Source organism: Labrys sp. HAY1-8F, from assembly GCF_056754975.1.
On the sequence record NZ_JBPGWZ010000001.1, the window covers coordinates 384,724 to 401,527 of the forward strand.

13 protein-coding genes are annotated in these 16,804 nt (G+C 65.1%); all 13 read right to left on the bottom strand.

The annotated features are described in order from the left end of the window. The 13 genes from ACR9ZN_RS01780 to ACR9ZN_RS01840 are packed head-to-tail and all read right to left on the bottom strand — an operon-like array spanning nt 1 to nt 16,787. Nucleotides 1-1,284 carry a glycosyltransferase gene (locus ACR9ZN_RS01780; RefSeq protein ID WP_481271173.1) on the bottom strand — a complete coding sequence of 428 codons (1,284 nt, stop codon included), beginning with the start codon at nt 1,282-1,284 and terminating at the stop codon, nt 1-3. After that, nucleotides 1,281-2,543: a glycosyltransferase family protein gene (locus ACR9ZN_RS01785; RefSeq protein WP_481271174.1), complete on the bottom strand. Its 1,263-nt coding sequence runs from the start codon at nt 2,541-2,543 to the stop codon at nt 1,281-1,283. The genes ACR9ZN_RS01780 and ACR9ZN_RS01785 overlap by 4 nt, the downstream gene beginning before the upstream one ends. Further along, nucleotides 2,540-3,829, bottom strand: a complete 1,290-nt coding sequence (locus ACR9ZN_RS01790) for a glycosyltransferase (RefSeq protein ID WP_481271175.1) — start codon at nt 3,827-3,829, stop codon at nt 2,540-2,542. The genes ACR9ZN_RS01785 and ACR9ZN_RS01790 overlap by 4 nt, the downstream gene beginning before the upstream one ends. Then, nucleotides 3,826-4,866: a glycosyltransferase family 4 protein gene (locus tag ACR9ZN_RS01795; RefSeq protein ID WP_481271176.1), complete on the bottom strand. Its 1,041-nt coding sequence runs from the start codon at nt 4,864-4,866 to the stop codon at nt 3,826-3,828. Before ACR9ZN_RS01795 ends, ACR9ZN_RS01790 begins: the two co-directional genes overlap by 4 nt. Continuing rightward, complete coding sequence (locus tag ACR9ZN_RS01800) at nt 4,863-6,239, bottom strand: glycosyltransferase (RefSeq protein WP_481271177.1); 1,377 nt, start codon at nt 6,237-6,239, stop codon at nt 4,863-4,865. Before ACR9ZN_RS01800 ends, ACR9ZN_RS01795 begins: the two co-directional genes overlap by 4 nt. After that, on the bottom strand, nt 6,236-8,038 hold the full coding sequence (locus tag ACR9ZN_RS01805) for a glycosyltransferase (protein ID WP_481271178.1): 1,803 nt from the start codon (nt 8,036-8,038) through the stop codon (nt 6,236-6,238). Before ACR9ZN_RS01805 ends, ACR9ZN_RS01800 begins: the two co-directional genes overlap by 4 nt. Further along, nucleotides 8,035-8,886 (bottom strand): FkbM family methyltransferase, encoded by an 852-nt coding sequence (locus ACR9ZN_RS01810; protein ID WP_454818327.1) that lies wholly within the window; start codon nt 8,884-8,886, stop codon nt 8,035-8,037. The genes ACR9ZN_RS01805 and ACR9ZN_RS01810 overlap by 4 nt, the downstream gene beginning before the upstream one ends. Continuing rightward, complete coding sequence (locus ACR9ZN_RS01815) at nt 8,877-10,109, bottom strand: ABC transporter ATP-binding protein (protein WP_454818325.1); 1,233 nt, start codon at nt 10,107-10,109, stop codon at nt 8,877-8,879. The genes ACR9ZN_RS01810 and ACR9ZN_RS01815 overlap by 10 nt, the downstream gene beginning before the upstream one ends. A 25-nt stretch (nt 10,110-10,134) precedes the next feature. Beyond that, complete coding sequence (locus tag ACR9ZN_RS01820) at nt 10,135-10,983, bottom strand: ABC transporter permease (RefSeq protein WP_481271180.1); 849 nt, start codon at nt 10,981-10,983, stop codon at nt 10,135-10,137. Between the two features lie 4 nt (nt 10,984-10,987). Then, complete coding sequence (locus ACR9ZN_RS01825) at nt 10,988-12,094, bottom strand: glycosyltransferase family 4 protein (protein ID WP_481271182.1); 1,107 nt, start codon at nt 12,092-12,094, stop codon at nt 10,988-10,990. Then, the gene (gene asnB, locus ACR9ZN_RS01830) at nt 12,072-13,901 is read right to left on the bottom strand and encodes an asparagine synthase (glutamine-hydrolyzing) (RefSeq protein WP_481271183.1); all 1,830 of its coding nucleotides are present in this window, start codon (nt 13,899-13,901) and stop codon (nt 12,072-12,074) included. The genes ACR9ZN_RS01825 and asnB overlap by 23 nt, the downstream gene beginning before the upstream one ends. Nucleotides 13,902-13,926: 25 nt before the next feature. Next, on the bottom strand, nt 13,927-14,580 hold the full coding sequence (locus ACR9ZN_RS01835; protein ID WP_481271184.1) for a hypothetical protein: 654 nt from the start codon (nt 14,578-14,580) through the stop codon (nt 13,927-13,929). Continuing rightward, on the bottom strand, nt 14,577-16,787 hold the full coding sequence (locus ACR9ZN_RS01840) for a GumC family protein (protein ID WP_454818315.1): 2,211 nt from the start codon (nt 16,785-16,787) through the stop codon (nt 14,577-14,579). The genes ACR9ZN_RS01835 and ACR9ZN_RS01840 overlap by 4 nt, the downstream gene beginning before the upstream one ends. Nucleotides 16,788-16,804: the final 17 nt, after the last annotated feature.

Consider the following 16,804-nt stretch of genomic DNA (forward strand, 5'->3'; position numbering starts at 1 on the left):
TCAGCGCAGCTCGTCGAAAATGGCGCCATAGCGGCCGGCAATGGTCTTGGCCGAAAAAGGCTCCAGGAGATCCCGCCGGGCCTGACCGAGGCTGGCGGGGTCGAGGGCGAGGCGTTCCAATCCAGCGGCGATGTCCTGCGCCAGGCCCGCCAGGCCGTTGGCGTCCGCGAAGGAGAAATTGATGCCCCCACCGACCGCCGCGAGAAGGGCATGGGCGCTGGACAGGCGGTGAAACAGTGAAAGATAGGGGCGCCGCGTCAGCAAGGCAGGATAGATCTTTGACGCTGTATAGTGGGCTTCGTCCGAGCCGACCAGCAGGAGGCCTTGGGACTCGGCCATCAGCCCCAAGGCCTCGGCATAGGCGAGGCGTTGGGGGGTCTCGACGACGAGATCGGCGACTTTCTCCGCCTCGGCAAGCGGAAGGATGGAGAAGGTATCGCCGCCATGGGCCTGATTGCTCGTGCCGATGAAATGAAGACGCAGGCGCGCCGCCAGACGTGGCTGGCGTGCTCTCATTTCGGCAAGGCCTTTGAGCAGGGCCTGGAAAAGCCCCCACGAGCGCGGCAGCGCCGTGCCGACATAGCTCAGATTGATCATCGCAGGATCGAGCCGGCTTTGGCGGGTGCCAGGCATGGTCCCGAGGAGGTCCAGATCGCCGGGATCCCCGCCGATGGGCAGCGCCGCCATTCGCGATGTATCGAGCCAGGAATGGCGCGCGGCCAGTTCCTGGTTCTGGCGTTCGGAGACCGATGTGACGAAGCGGGCCTTGCGCAGGGCCGGTCCTTCGAGGCGAAGCGCGAGCTGATGGGATAACCCAGCCTTGCTCAACGGTTTCTGGTCTCCGCCCCACGCCGAAACCCAGGGGTCCTGGAAATCGAGCACCACCGGCACGCCAAATTTCGGCTCGATCCAGCGCGACATCAGCATGGGATAGAAGGGCGATCCCGTGATCAGCACGGCGTCGATCCGTCTGGTCGAGAGCAGGTCGGCCGCGCGGCGGGAAAGGGCCGACCAGGCCCGCAGGCCGAGATCTCCGATGCCGAACCGGCGTGTCATGCGGGCTTGCAGGGCGGAAACCTTGATGATCTCCAGAGCCGGCGAGACCAGGCTGCCGAGTAGTGGATCGGGTTCCTGTTCGTAGAAGCGGTCATCCACGCAAAGGATGACAGGGGTCCAGCCCGCTGCCGGTAGGTGATTGGCCAGATGCCGAGCCCGATGCACGCAGGCGAGGTTGGACGGCGGGAAATAGGGGGAGACGATCAGGACGGTGCGCGGGCGGGTCATGCCCGCCTCCGCGACGAGCCGTTCAGGGATTGGCGCGCCAGATCGACCACGATCACGCTTTCTCGGTCCCAATTATAGGTTTTCTGCGCGAGATCGAAGGCGCTTGCCCGAGCCTGGGCCAAGCGTGCCGGATCCTGCAGCAGGCTGTCGAGGCTGGCAGCCAGGCTCACGGCGTCGTCGGCTGTGAAAAGCGCAGTGGCAAGCGGATGCGAGCCGGCGAACGCCCGCTGGGCCGGCGTATCGGACAGGATGGCTGGGAGCCCGGCCATGAGATAGGTGAACAGTTTGTTGGAGAGGGCGAACGCATTGTTGGCCGTATGCCCCGGTTCGGCACACAGGCCGAGATCATGGCCGGCGGCCAGCCTGACGAGCTCGCCGGGGAGCGCGGAGGGCAGGAAATGCAGGCGCTCCGGCACGCCTTCCTGTTGCGCAAGGCGCCGCAACTGGCCTGCATAGGGCGCACCCGCATGGCCGCGCAGGTAGAGGTGCGGCCTCGAGGCCGCCCTTGCAATGGCCTTGATCGCGCATTCGAGGCCGCGATCGGGACCGATGACCTGCGAGAACCAGTAGAGGGACGGACCCGGATCGGCCGTACCCTTGGCGGTTGGCACATTCGGGGCCTGCGACAGCGGAAAGCTGTTCAGCACAATTTGCGGGAGAGGCACTGCGTAGGCCCGCGCATAGGCCCGCGCAATCTCCGGCGAGGCGGCGGTGATATAGCGGCATCCCGGCAAGGCGGCTGCCTCGATGGCGCGCAGATGCGAACGGTTCGCCTCGGCCGCCGGGCCGTCGCGCCACTCGCCCAGATGGAAATCCTCGGCATCGAAGGCATAGCCAGCGTGGAAGCGGCTGGCAGCGGCCCTGGCAGCCGGCAGGGCCGGGGGATAATGGGCGATGTAGAGATCCGCCGGGACGCGGCTGGCGGCGGCGATCAGGGCTGGCGTGAACGCGCTGAACGCCCGGGAGCTGAAAAGGCGCCTGCCGCTCGCGGCGTGTGCTACGCCCGCAAGTTCCTGGCCGAGCCGACGCAGGCGCCAGCCTGCCCGCGAGCGCAGGTCGATGCGCTCGATCCGGAATGGTGCCTCGCGCAGGATGGATTGGTCGCGCGGCTCTACGCCCTCCAGCATGCGGGTCGCGACGACGGTGACGGCGAAGCCGGCCTGGTGGAGGGCATGCGCCTCCTTGACCACGCGCGGATTGGATCCGAGCTGGCCCGGGGTGAGGATGCAGATATGCGACCCCGGGTGGGGGCTCGTCATGTCCGCTCCATCTGGTGGGCAGGACAGCCGTGGTCGGCGCCTCCCAGGCGTTGCCTGAGCCCGCCGGCCAGGGCGGTGCGATAGGCCGGCCATTGATGACGGCGGGCCGTCTCGAGCGCGCCGGTCCGCATAGCCTGCAGACGCTGGCGGTTGTCGAGACACCAGGCAAGGGCCTGCATCAAGGCCTCTGCGTCGGCCGAAGGAATGACGAGCCCGTTCTCGGGGGTCACGAGATCAGCCGCGCCCGTCATGTCTGTGACGATTACAGGCAGGCCATGCGCCATGGCCTCGGCCACGACCATGCCGAAACCGTCGGCAAGGCTTGGAAACACCAGGACATCGGCCTGCTCGAAAGCCTGGAACAGCTCGGCACGCGGGCGGGGGCCGTGAAGGCGGATCGTGTCATCAGCCGGGGCGAGAAGATCGGCAGGCAGCCCAATCTGGCCATAGATGTCCAGCCTGGCATATGCGGCGACCGGCAATCGGCGCCAGGCTTCGAGGAGATATGGCACGCCCTTGCCGAGGGTGATGTTGCCGGCATAAACAGCTCGGAGAGGTCCCGTATCGCTCCCGCGCGGGGGCCGGGACCGATCAAGCACCGGAGGAGCGCCGAGGGGGACGACCAGGATCTTCGCGGGATTGGCACCCCCGGCGATATGGGAGCGCGCGGTAAGGGCGGAATTGGTGACGATGAGATCGGCGAGCCCGATCTCCGCGTCGCGCCTCGCCTGCCTCCGCGCAAAGCGATCCGAGAAATAGGCGGCATTGGCGTCGTCGAGCTGCTTCCACCGGGCCAGTTCGCGCTGGCGGATGCTCTCGAATTGCCGGCTGCTGAGCGAGGGCAAATGCAGGATGCGTCGAGTTCCTTCATGCGCAGCGCGCTGGAAGCTCGCCAGCGCCGTATATTCGAAGGCATGGATGGCCTCGGCGCCGGGCACGTGGCGGCTGGCGACGGCCGCATCGAAGCGGTGGCTCATCAAGTCCCAGAGGCGGTCGACGGTCACTGGTCCGGCGCCGCCCTTGGTCGCCACGCTGCGCAGGATTTCCCATGCCGGATAGGTCTGCACGAGGCTATGCGGGATCGTCTCGATCGAACGGTGCAGCAATTTCTGTCTCAGCGCCGCGGCCTGGCCCGACGGCAGGGCGCGCAGCAGGCGGTCGCCCCACCCTTGCCCGGAATAATGAAAACTGGTCACGAAGGTCTTCAGCCAGCCTTGTTCATGCAAGGCCAGTGCGATCTGCTGGGCATGCGGCATGGTACCGGGGTAGCTCAGTACCGACCTCATGCTGCAGCCCTCGAACGCCGTCCCGCGATCATGGCCTCATAGATCTGCAGATAGCGGTCGGTGACGGCATCCTCGCTATAGAGCATTTCGACCCGCTGCCGGCACGCGGCTCGCTCGATCCTCTCGAGCCTGGCGACTGCCGCCGCCATTTCCTCGACGGTGTCGACGACATATCCGGTGTGCCCATCCTCGACCACTTCGGGAACGGCACCGCGACCGAAGCCGATGACGGGCGTGCCGCAGGCCATCGCCTCTGCCATCACGATGCCGAACGGCTCTTCCCACAGAATGGGCATCAGCAGCGCGGCGGCGCTGCCGAGCAACTCGTCCTTTTGCCGGTCGTCGACGGGCCCGACATAATCGACATCGCCATCACGCAGATGCGGAGCGACATGGGCCTCGAACCAGGCCTGGTGTTCCCCGGCCAGATTGCCGGCGATGATCAGCCGCCGGCCGGCCAACCGGGCCGCTGCGATGGCCAGGTGCGGCCCCTTGATTTCTTCCACACGTCCCAGAAAGACCAGCGGCGCGTCGTCCGGCACCTGTTCCCGGAAGGTATAGGTCTCGCTCGGCACACCGTTGGGAACGATGTGCCAGGCGCCGATATGCCTGACATGGCGCACCATATGCTCGCTGATGGCTGAGAATTGCAGCGTGCCGCGTGACAGGCGTTGCGCCAGCCCGGTTGTGCGCGGGCTGATTTCGCGCTGGTAGGTCATCAATTTTGGGATAGCACGCGGTAAAAGCGGTGCCAGATAGGCCAATCGCGAGAAGCTGTGGATGATATCGAAGCGCTGGCCGGCGATCGCCCTCGCCAGTTCGCCGGCATTCCTGAGCGTGTCGAAGCGCGAAAGACTGCTCGCGCCGGGCCAGGCCCGTTTCGGCACCGGGCATTGCGAGGCAGGGTGTGCGAACAGGGTCAGGTCATGGCCACGCGCCACGAGGCGGCGCGCCAGCATGTCGACCACGCGTTCGATGCCGCCATAAAATTGCGGCGGCACCGGCAGTTCGGGATCGCAGGTGAGGGCAATCCTCATGGAGCGATCTTCACAAGCCGGCTTTCCCGGGCGAGGGCGGGCGGCAGCGAACGGTAGAGGTTGCTCATGTCGTCGGCGACATCGGACTGGCTTCGTAAAGGACCTTGGAATTTCGGCAGAGGGCCCTGGGATTTGCGAGCCACGAGCCGCTCGATCGCCTTGGCCCAGTCCGGTACAGAGCCGGGCCTAAGCAATTCGCCGCCTGCCGTCCCGGCCAGAAGTTCGGCGATGCCGCCGAGATCCGATCCCAGCACGTAGAGACCGGCCGCCTGTGCTTCCAGCACCACCAGCGGGCCGGTTTCCAGCCAGAGCGAGGGCACGAGAAGAACATCATGGGCGGCCAGGGCCTCGGCGATGTCTCGATGAGGCAGGGACGGGAGGAACCGGACGCGCGGGTCGCCCGCGGCCAGGGCCCGCACTTCAGCCTCATAGCCGTCGTTCTCAGCCGCGTCGATGGCGTGGATGGAAAGTTCGACGGGTGTCTCCAGCGGCAGCCTGCGGAGGGCGGCAACCGCGACATGAATGCCCTTGGCCCTGTCCCATCGTCCGAGATAGACGAGCCGCAGATTGATACTCTCGGATCTCTTCCGAGCCGCTGCCTGCACGGCCTCCGCCAGGTAGGAAGCCGCGAGGCCATGGTGGCTGAGCACGAGTTTGTCGGATGGCGCGCCATTGCGCGTCAGCGTGTCGGCGAGCCATTGGCAGACGGCGACAAGGCGGTCGCTCAGCTCGAAGGCCTCGTTCAGCTCCTGCCCTTTCCCGATGGCGAGCGCCCTTGCCGAAAGCGCGGTGGCAAGGCGTGTGCGGCCCTGCAGGGTCCTGGCGGCAAGGGCACGGGGCAGCCGGCCGATCGCCCATGCGGCCGCGCGAGGCGCACCGCGGCTCTCCGCCCAGCAAGCGCCACAGCGGATCTCCTCGACCATTCCGTCGCAAGGGACCTCTCCGAAGTGCAGCAAGGTACCGCGCAGGCATACGGTCCCGGCGACGTGAAAGGTGAGGACGGTCCTCAGCCCCTGCGCGCGGGCGGCACGCAGATGGTCGAGACCGCATCCTGTCGTCCAGGAATGCTGGTGATAGATGGCGTGTGGGTTCAGCCGCAGCAGGGCTTCGAAACGATCGAACTGGCCATGCCGGCGCGTTGCGCCACCAGACTGCCTTGCCTTGGGCAGTTCGACCGGATAGGTCCACACCGTCGCACCGCGGTGCTCGTAGCGATCCGGCGCGCCGGGTACTCGCGGCACGAGCACGGCGCATTTCAGGCCCTTGAGGGAGAGTTCCTGCACCAGCCCTTCCAGATAGATTTCGGTGCCGCCGAGATCGTAGGGCGGATACCAGGCGGTCGCCATGACGACATCAGCTGGCGTCTCGTTCATGGCCGCCCCATCATGGACAGCAGGCCGTGCACAGCGCGCAGCCCCAGCAGACGGGCGAGCGGCGTTGCGATACGCGCATGCCGCGATTGCCGCAGGCCGAGTGTGCGCCCTGCGGCGCTCGCTTCGAAAAAGCTTTTGTCCTCGCAGCGCAGCAGACCACGTCCGGCATTGTCGTAAAGGTCACGCAAGGTGGCGATGCGATCGGAAGTCAGGGTGCCGCGTTCGCGCCACAGTGCCTCGATCTGCCGGCCGTTGCGGAGCACGTCGCGCCAGAACTGTACGGGATCGCGCCGCGACAGGCTTTGTGCCGCGATCCGGTAGTGGGCGCCGATATGGGCGCTGGGCACGAGGCGCCCACCATGGAACGCCGCGTCGAACATAAAGCGGGCGTCCTGAATCACCGGCAGATCGGGGCGAAAACCGCCGATCGTCTCGACCAGCTCTCGCCGATAGAGCAGGGCGCCCGTGGTGATCCAGACATGGCTGGCGATCGCTCTTTCCGCGTCCTGCCGCAGCGCTGGCCAGTCGATGCTGCGGATTTGTGAGAGGACGGGAGAGCCTTGCTCGTCCGTGCTGAACTCCTGATAGTCACAGACGACCACATCGGCGTTCTCCGCAGCGGCAAGGCGCCGTTCGATCGTGCCGGGCGTGAGCAGATCATCCGCGTCGAGAAACAGCAGCCATTCCGAGCGGGTTTCGGCGATGCCGCGATTGCGCGCCGCCGAGACGCCGCGATTGGGGCCTTCGATGACGCGATCGGCGGGCAGATAGCGCCGCGCGATATCGGCCGAACCATCGGACGAGCCATCGTCGACGACGATGAGTTCTGCGAGGCCGGGCTGGCCGATGGCGCTTTCGAGCGTCTGCGCCAAGGTTTGACCGGCATTGTAGCAGGGGATGATAATGGCGACGCTTGTCATGTCAGCCCGCTTTTCCGGAGGATGGCGCATGGGCAAGCAGGGGGAGCGCGCCGCGTAGATCAGCGCTGCCGGAAGCGAGACGCCCAGAGCCGCGGCCCTCGTCAGCTGCGTGCCGCCACGCAGATAGCCGGGCCGGCGCGTCTCACTGGCGATCACACGCAGGAGGGCGAAGAGCACTTTTGCCCAGCTTCGTCCGGTCTTGCGGCGGAAATAGGCGGTTTGCTGCATCAGGCGCGGGGCCGCCTCCATCATGGAGCGGGAATACCAGGTCCCGTTCTCCTGGTGATCATGATGTTCGGCTTTGAGGTCGGGATGGCGGATCAGGCGCAATCCGAGCTGCTTGAGGCGGTGCGAGAACTCGGCGTCCTCGAAATAGCGCTCGAGCCTGGCATCGAAGCCGCCTGCAGTCAGGAAATCCCGCCGGCTGATGGCGAGGGCACCGGTGGGCAGGAAAGTCAGGGCTTCGTCATCCTGCCCGGTCGAGGGCAAGCCATCTGCCCGGTCTATCGCTGCCTGATGCGGCCAGACCGCGCCCAACACGGTCCGTGGCATCCGCCCCATCAGCGAGAGCAGATGGGGAATGAAGAACCTGTCGAGGGCCATGTCGTCGTCCATGAAGAGAAGGATGTCGCAAGACGCGGCTTCCGCACCGGTGTTGCGGGCCAGGGCGACATTGGCCTCAGCGAGTCTCATGCAGCGCAAGGAGGCGAAATACTCCGAAAAGCGCTCCAGGGCCGAAAGATCGGCGCCGGGGGTCTGGTCGACGATCACGATGTCGAGATCGGCGGCGTGGTCGATGGTCGCCAGCCTCGTGAGCAGGTCGGGCAGCCTTTCAAGGCGACGGAAGGTCGGCACTATCACCGAGACGGCCGCAGTCATGGGCGCCCGTCTCCCTTGGTTATGCGCCGAGCCCAGAGATTGTCTTCCGGCAGCGGCTGCCCCGGAGAATAGGTCTTTCCGTCGACCGTCAGCACTTCATAGCCGAAGCCGGAGAAATAAGCGGGCAGGTCTGCGTCCGGGATCCTATAGCGGAAATGGGATGGCAGATGTTCGAACAGGATGTGGCGTGGCCTGAGTGTGGAGTGACGGAACATGTCGTCGATGACGGCAAGGTCATGGCCTTCGATGTCGACTTTCATGACGGCGATGTTTTCGATCCCCAGCCGACCGGCGAGGTCACCAATCGTCACGGCCATGGCCAGGAAGCCGCGCGCCTCACCCGGCTTCCTCGGGCGTGTAGTGCCGAGCGCGCCGGCTTCGGGAAGACCGAATTCGATGAAGTCGGAAGATCTTGAGAGCGGCGACGTCACCGGCAGGACACGATCCTCGGCCCCGCTCAGGCGGATATTGTCGAGAAGCCGGGCGCAAAGGCCGGGATGAGGTTCGATGGCGACGACACGCCCGCCTGGACCGGTCAGACGGGCGGCAGCCAGGCTGTACTGGCCGACATTGGCACCGACATCGACGATCGTCGCATCGGTTTCGATGAGGGACTGGAACAGCGCAAAACTCGCCGGCTCGTAGCTGCCCTCCTGGAACATGGCGTGCTGCACGTAGTCGATCAGGTCCAGCTTGAAGGTGCCATAGGTAAAGCGCGCCGTGACAAACCGGAACGGACGGCTGGAGCGCAGCCAGTCGTAGATCCGCAGCTTCAGCGGGTGGTCCGGCATACGAGCGTAAAACCGCAAGAGCCTTGCCCGCCAGGGCAGGGATGATGTCACGGCCATTCCGGCCTTTCGATCGCGATCGGCACGGTCAGGCAGCCACGGTCATAGGACTGCTGGAAATCGAACCCCACCCCTCCCGGGTCGGACTGCACGACGTCGAAACGCACGGGCAGGGACAGGCGATGGAATTCCTCGACCCGCGGCTTGATCAGCCACAGATGGATCTCATAGCTGCCCCGTGCCAGCGGCAGCGGGCCGATCGCCAGGGAAATGCGATTGGCGCCAGGCTGGAGATCGAATTCCTGGCCATGCATCGGCGCCGTCGAAGAATAGATGAGCTTGCGCCCCAACTCGTCGTGAATCTCGATTTCGATCGCCGCTCGCCGCCGATCGGGAGATTGGAGGACGCAGGTGAGAACGAGCCGGTCTCCATAGGCGATCTGGCTGCTGGCGAGCGTGACGCTGGCGATATGCGGCCCCGGCGGGGGCCTGTCCTCGGTGACCGTGCCGTCATCGCTGCGGAACAAGGAGGCGTAATGGGCGATGGTTTCGGCAGCCGGTCCCCGATGCAGGATGCGTCCTCCATCGAGAAGGATGGCATTCTGGCACAGAGCTCCGACCGCACTGAGATTATGGCTGACCAGCAGGACGGTCCGGCCCCGGCCAGCGATTTCGTTCATCTTGCCCAGGCTCTTTTTCTGGAACTCGGCATCACCAACCGCGAGAACCTCGTCCACGACCAGGATTTCCGGTTCTAGATGGGCGGCGACGGCAAAGGCGAGACGCATATACATGCCGCTCGAATAGTGCTTGATCGGCGTGTCGATGAATTTCTCGACCCCGGAAAAGGCGACGATCGTGTCGAATTTTCGGGCGATCTCGACCCCTGTCATGCCGATGATGGCGCCATTCAGGCGAATGTTCTCCCGGCCGGTCAGCTCGGGATGAAAGCCGGTTCCCACCTCCAGAAGGCTGGCGATGCGCCCGCGAATTTCGACGCGTCCTCGCGTCGGCGCGGTGATGCGCGACAAGATCTTCAACAGCGTCGATTTTCCGGCGCCGTTTCGCCCGATGATCCCCACGACCTCTCCGGGCTGCACGTCGAAGGTGACGTCGGACAATGCGAGGAAACGGTCCTGCTCGACGGCGGGCCTTCCCGGGCCGCCAAAGGGCCTGGTTACCGCGCCGACCAGCGCTTCGCGAAAGGTGCGCAGCGAGGGATTGTAGCCGGCACGGGCATATTCCTTGCTCACGCCCATGGCGCGGATGCTGGGTGCGGTCATGGTCTAGGGAAAAGCCCGGCCGTTGTCAGAGGATGTCCGCAAAACGCCGCTCCACGCGTTCGAAATACCACACACCCAGGGCAACCAGCCCCAGCGACAGCATCAGGGACAAGCCGATGGATGGCCAGTCGAAGGGATGTCCCAGAAACACCGAGCGGAAACCCTCCACCAGGCCCGCCATCGGGTTGAGAAACAACAGCCAGCGCCAGGGCTCGGGCACCAGGCTTGCCGGATAGACCACCGGGGTGACGAACATCCAGAACTGGAGCAGGAAGGGTACGACGAAGCGAAAGTCACGATAGGTGACCGTCAGAGCCGAGAGCCCGATGCCGACACCCAGGGCGCAAAGGATGGTGCCGGCGATCAGGAAGGGAGCCGCCAGCAGGTTCGCACTCCAGCCCACCCCATAGATCAGCATCATCGCCAGCAATACCACGGTCGCGATCACGAAATCGACTAGGCCGACGCCCGCGGAGGCCAATGGAATGATCAGCCGCGGGAAATAGACCTTGCCGACCAGATTGATGGAGCCAATCAGCGAGCCGGCCGCCGCCGACACGGTGTTGGAGAAGAAGATCCAGGGCAGCAGGCCTGCATAGACGAAGATCGGGTAGGGCGAACCGTCGGCGGGGATCTGGGCGAGACGCCCGAACAGCACGGAAAACACCACCATCAGCAAAACGGGCTGGATGATTGCCCAGGCAAAGCCCAGCACGGTCTGCTTGTAGCGAACCTTGACGTCGCGTTGCGTCAACACCCAGACGAGTTCGCGGTAGCGCCAAAGCTCGCGCAGGTCGGTGAGGCTCCACAACCGATCCGGACCGATGATCGTGACCACCTGCGGCAGTTCCGGTGGAAGCGGGTCGGCCCGCATCGGATCAGAATCGGCTTGAAACAAGATGGTCGACCTGTGCGGCGAACTGGGAGAAGGCAAAGCGGCTGGGGCGCTCCGGGTGGGGCCGGTCTCTATCGAGACAGGCAATGACCGCCTCGGCGAGAGCCTGGGGAGCGTCAGGGTCGATGAGGGTGCCGAGTTTTCCGTCCGCCAGGGCATCGCAGCTGCCATCTTGGTTGGTCGCGACGATGGGCAATCCTGTGGCGGCTGCCTCCAGGAAGACGATGCCGAACCCCTCTCCCGTGCTCGGCATGGCAAAGACGTCTGCCAGGCGGTAGATATCCGGCAGTTGGTCATGGGGGACCGGCCCGGTAAAGCGGATCAGGTTTGATACCCCCAGCCGTCGCCCGATCCCGGCGAGGCGGTCGTGATCGTCCCCATCGCCGGCGATGAGGTAGAGTATGTCCGGATAGCGGCGGCTGATCCGAGGCAAGGCCTCGATGACACGGTCATGGCCCTTGTAGCGCTCCTGCGAGGACAGGCGGCCCACGGTGAGGATCACCTTGCGCCCCCGCGTGCCCTGCCGATCGATGAGATCGGCAGGCGGCGTACCAGGCGAGAAGCGCTCTTCGACCGTATTCGGTAGAACATGCAGGCGCTCGGGTTCGATGTCGCACCATGCCAAGGCGCGTCTGCGCGTCGCCCGGCTGACGGCCGTGATCAATCGGGCCTGTCGCGTGGCCTGGCGGATGGCAAGGTTCGGCCTGGCCCAGCTCTCGATGCCGTGCAGCTGCAGCCAGAGCGGTATGCGTGCCAGCCTGGAGAGAGCCGCCGCCAGCGGCGCCATGAAGAGGTGGCCGCAGAAGATCAGATCATACCGTTGTGAAAGCGCCTGCTTGAAGGCCGTCAGACTATAGTCCATCCGGCCCGTCCGTGATGCGAGCTGAACGATAGGGGCGGGCAGATCCGTCGAGGTACCAGCCGACCGGGGCAGGACGACGACATCCCCGACTGTGGCGCTTGCAGCCAAAGCGGTGAGAAAATCCCGGTTGTAGCGGGCAATGCCGCCCGCCATGCCCCAGCCATCGGTCAACAGAGCCAGCACCTTCAATCGCCGCGGCGCCACGTCATGGGAACTGGCGGTGGACAATGCGGCTCCAGTCTCGTGCCCAGCCGTGCCGGGGTGGCTTGCGCCGGGCGGGCAGTGAACCAAAAGGGGAAGCCTGCATCCACTCAGCGATCGGCAGGGCAAACCCGGTCTTGGGGCGGTCAAGCACGGCTTGCGGCAAGGGCTGCGCCGGAGCCCGGGCAAGCGCCGTCTTGCCGGCAATGCCCCGCAAATCGAGCTGGGCCGAACGCTTAAGCACTTCGCTGTCGACCAGGGGTGTTCTGATCTCAACCGAGTGCGCCATGCCGGCCCAATCGGCATCGCGGAGCAATTGGTTGCGCAGATAAAGGCTCGACTCCAGCGTCGCGATGCGGGCGAAGGGTCGCTTTGATCGTCCCTGCAACTGGGCCTTGATCAGCTTCAAGGGGCCGAGGCGGCGCAGGCCTTCCTCGATAGTGTCGCGATCGAGGACCTCGCCGAGCTCCCATGGCAGGTAAAGCCCGCGCTTGAGCAGATAGGCACCAGCATAGGACCCCCCATATTCGGGCAGGCCGGCGAGCTTGGGATGAAGGCGCAGCCGCTCAATAAGCGGTTTGCCGAGGCGGCGCAGGCCCTTGCCCAGAAGCGGGATGCGCGAAGGCACCCGCAAGGTGTTTACCCATCGCGGGATGTCCCGGAAGGAGGGGTAGCCGCCCAGGAGCTCATCGCCGCCCAGGCCCGACAGCACCGCCTTGAGGCCGAGCTCGCGGGCTGTCTTGGCGGCAAACCAGGTGTTGAGGCCATCGATGCTCGGCTGGTCCATGGCCTCGAAGAAAGGCTGCAGATCGGCTTCGAACTCGCTTCTGGAGACCATCCGCGTGACATGGTGGGTGCCGTAGAAGCGCGCGATCTCGGCGGCATGGGAGGTTTCGTCTGCCGACGTGTTGGCGAATTCCTCAAATCCGATTGTAATGGTTTTGATTTGCCGGGCACCGGCATCGCGCATGAGGCCGACAAGGGCGGCGGAATCGACACCGGCCGAAAGAAAGGCGCCAACCTCGACATCCCCGGCCAGATGGTGCCTTACCGAATCCAGGGCAATATCGGCAAAGGCTGCGGGATTATCGTGCCTTTGCCCCGGATTGTGCTCTGCGGCGTCATAGACGGACGCCACCCGGTGGTAGGTTTGCGGCACCTGTGCGCCGGCGCGGTCGACCAGCATGGTCGATCCTGCCGGCAGGGCCCGAATCTCGCGAAAGCAGGTATAGGGTTCGGGCACGCTACCGAGGAGGTAGAAGCCGACATCCCCGGCGGGGTCGCGGTCGCGAGAGACGCCGCCTCCGGCAATCAATGTCTTGACCTGGCTGGCGAAGCGGAAGACCCAGCCGTCATCGCTGTAATAGAGCGGCTTGATGCCATAGGGATCGCGCGCCAGAAACAGCGAGTGGGCGCTCGTATCGTAGATGGCGAAAGCGAACATGCCGCGCAGCCGCGCAACCATCGCCTCGCCGCAGCGGGCGTAGAGATGCAGCAGCACCTCGGTGTCGGATTGGGTTCTGAATTCTGCACCTTCCTTCTGCAGAGCTTCGCGTAAGGCGAGGTGATTGTAGATTTCGCCGTTGAAAACGATGACATGGCGGCCATCGGCGCTCGTCATCGGTTGCGAGGCGCGGTCTGCGAGATCGATGATGGCCAGGCGGCGATGGACCAGGCCGAGGCGTTCTGCCGGATCGAACCATTCGCCGCTGGCATCCGGGCCACGCCGGGCCATGTGACGGCTCATCGCACTCAGTTCCGTGCAGCTGATGGCGTTGGCCGCATAGTGATAGGCGAAGATGCCCGCGACGCCGCACATCAGGCAGGGAGCCATTCGCTGGTGTTCCGGACAGCATGCATCACGGAACCGAACCTTCTGGCTGGGCAGGTGCGGACGGGCCGAGGCCGAGATCGTCGAGCCTTGCCTGGTTCATGCCGTCTGCCTGGCGCAGCAGTGCGGTGAGCTGGGTGCGCGTGGCGAGGCTTGCCGAAAGGGTCAGGCGCATGACGAGCTTGTCGGAAGTCTCGAAGCGGTCCCAGCCGCCGGCGATATCCTGCGCCACGCGGCGGCGGAGGTCGTCGGGAAGAGCGGTCCATAGCGGCAGGGCGAAGAGAGCGCGGCTCGCCATCAAGACCGATTCATTCGGCGCCATCAGCGCCGACAAGCGCAGGGCCTGCGCGACCTCTGCCATGCCTTCGCCGCCGGCGAGCCGGGCCGTGGCCAGATCAAGCCAGGCGCTGCTCGACAGAGGCTGGCGTGTCAGCAGACGGCTGGCGGCCTTGATCCTGTCGACGGGCTGGTTCTGCGGGATGGCGGATTGCATGGCGGCCTCGGCAAGGGGCCCAGTTTCCAGCGTTGTCGCAAAGCTTTGGAGGGCGGCTATGTCGCTGCTTTCCTCGGCCAGGCGCTCGGCGAGCGCAAAACCGAGGACCGGGACCGAGCGCCAGACCGCAAGGCCGGCCACAGCGATGCAAAGGACCGCCGTGCCTATCCGCGCTATCCGACTGCTCATTTCTCGTAATATTTCCGGTAGTAGCGGCTGCCATAATAGTAGCCATAGGCAAAGCGGCCATACTTCTTGGCCTTGTCGTCCATGATGTGATTGAACACGATGCCGGCGACTTTTTTCTGGCCGGCGATCTGGCGCAGTGATTGCTGCACCATTTCGCGGGCCGTCGAGGCCCAGCGCACGATATAGATCACCTTGTCGACGAGATTGGACACGATCACCGGGTCGATCACCGGTCCCATCGGCGGCGTATCCACGATCACCACATCGAACCGGCTGCGCACCTTTGCCATCAGCGCCTTCATGCGTTCGGAGGCCAGAAGATCAGGCTGGTTCTTGCTCTCGCCACCCGCTGAAAGCGCCCAGATCCGAAGCTTTTCGCTGTAGAAGAGCGCCTGCTCGAGCTCGATCTCGCCCAGCAGGCATTCGATCAGGCCGGGGCCCTTGTCTGTCCTCAATTGCGAGGAAGCCGAGGGGTGGCGCAGGTCGCAATCGATGAAGAGCACGTTTTGGCCCGACTGGGCCGCCGAGGTCGCCATCATCAGGGCGATCGTCGTCTTGCCTTCGCCCGGCAGGGTCGACGTCACCTGCACCACCTTGGGAGGATGGTCGACATCGCTCATCTGCACGGCGCTGCGCAGGGAGCGTATGGCCTCCGAACTGCGCGCCAACGGCATTCGCAAGGGGTATTCGGGCAGGCTGAGGATGCGGCCGCTCTCGTCCTTGGTGCGGGGCGTGAAGCGGGATATCGAAGCCAGCAGCGGCATTTCGAGGAGGGCTTCGATCTCGCGCGGCGTGGTGAAGCCGGCGTTCAGCGCCTCTTTCAGATAGGCCGCCCCAATCCCAACGATGAGCCCGAGGATGAGCGAGGTCAGGATGATCTGGGTGCGCTTCGGGGAAGAGGGGATGCCGGGCGCCACGGCGGGCGTGATGATCCGCGCGTCGCGGGCTTCGAAGGTCGACTGTTCCTGGGTCAGGCGCGCGCGTTGCAGGAAATCCTCGAACAGGCTCTTGTTGACGGCGGCGGTCCGCTCGAGCTCGCGCAGGGTGATCGTCTTGGATGCGTCGAGGTCGGATTGCCCGGACGCCTCCTTCAAGGCTTGCTCGGCCGCGTCCTGCCGGGCCAGAGCGAGATTGTAGTTGTTCCTGACATCGCTGGCGATCTGGCGCAGTGTATTGGCGATGCTGCGGCGCACATCGGACAATTGGGCACGGACGTTGACGACCTGGGGATGGGCGCCCGTATAGCGCGCCAGGAGATCCGCCTCCTGGCGGGACAGGTCGTTTTCCTGCCGCCGAAGATCGGCCAGCACGCCTGAATTGGCCGCCTCGGGCAAGGCGTCGAGCTTGCCGCGTTCGGCCTGGATCTTGGTCAGCAGATCCAGATGCGACTTCTTTTCGGCCGTGTCGGCGCGCGCCGATACCAGCCGGCCGTTCAATTGGGTGAGCTGCTCCTGATTGAGCGTCGCACCGGGGACGGCTTGCGCGAGATTGTTGTCGGCCCGGAACCTCGCCACCGCTTCCTCTGAGAGGCGCAATTGCTGGCGTAGCTCCACCAGCCGATCGTTCAGCCAGTTCGAGGCGCGCTTGGCCGCCTCGAAGCGGGCGTCGAGCTTATCGACGACATAGGCATCGGCAATCGCATTGGCCAGTTTCATGGCCTTGGCCGGGCTGTCGGAGGTGTAGGAGACGTTGATCACATAGGCCTGACCGGCCCTGGAGATCAATACCGCATTCTTGAGGCCTTCCACCGCGGCGACCATGTCCGGCGACATGTCGTCGTCTGACCCGCCTGCAGGAGCCGATGCTGCCGATGGGGAGGAACCGGCATTGTCCTGGGACGGCTGGGCGGGAGTGCCGCCGCCGAGCAGGCCCTCCTTGAGCACCACGCGCTTGAGCAGGACGGTGGAGCGCATTACGGCGATCTCGCTCTCGACCACGGACAGATCGAGAGCGGTGTCGGTGTAGATGGAGTCCGGACCAGCGGCCTTTTCCTTGCGTGGGTCCAGCAGCAATTGGGTGGTGGCGGTGTAGAGCGGTGTTTGCCTGGCGACATAGATCGCCCCCAACAGTGCGGCCAGGATGGTCCAGGCAAGGATGAAGGCCCATTGGCGCCAGACGAAGTTGACGGTATCGCGGACATCGAATCCGCTGCCCTGGGTTTCGCTGTCGTCCAATCCGCGCAACCTCGTGTCGAGACGGTTCAACATCTGGCGCCGTTCCTTGC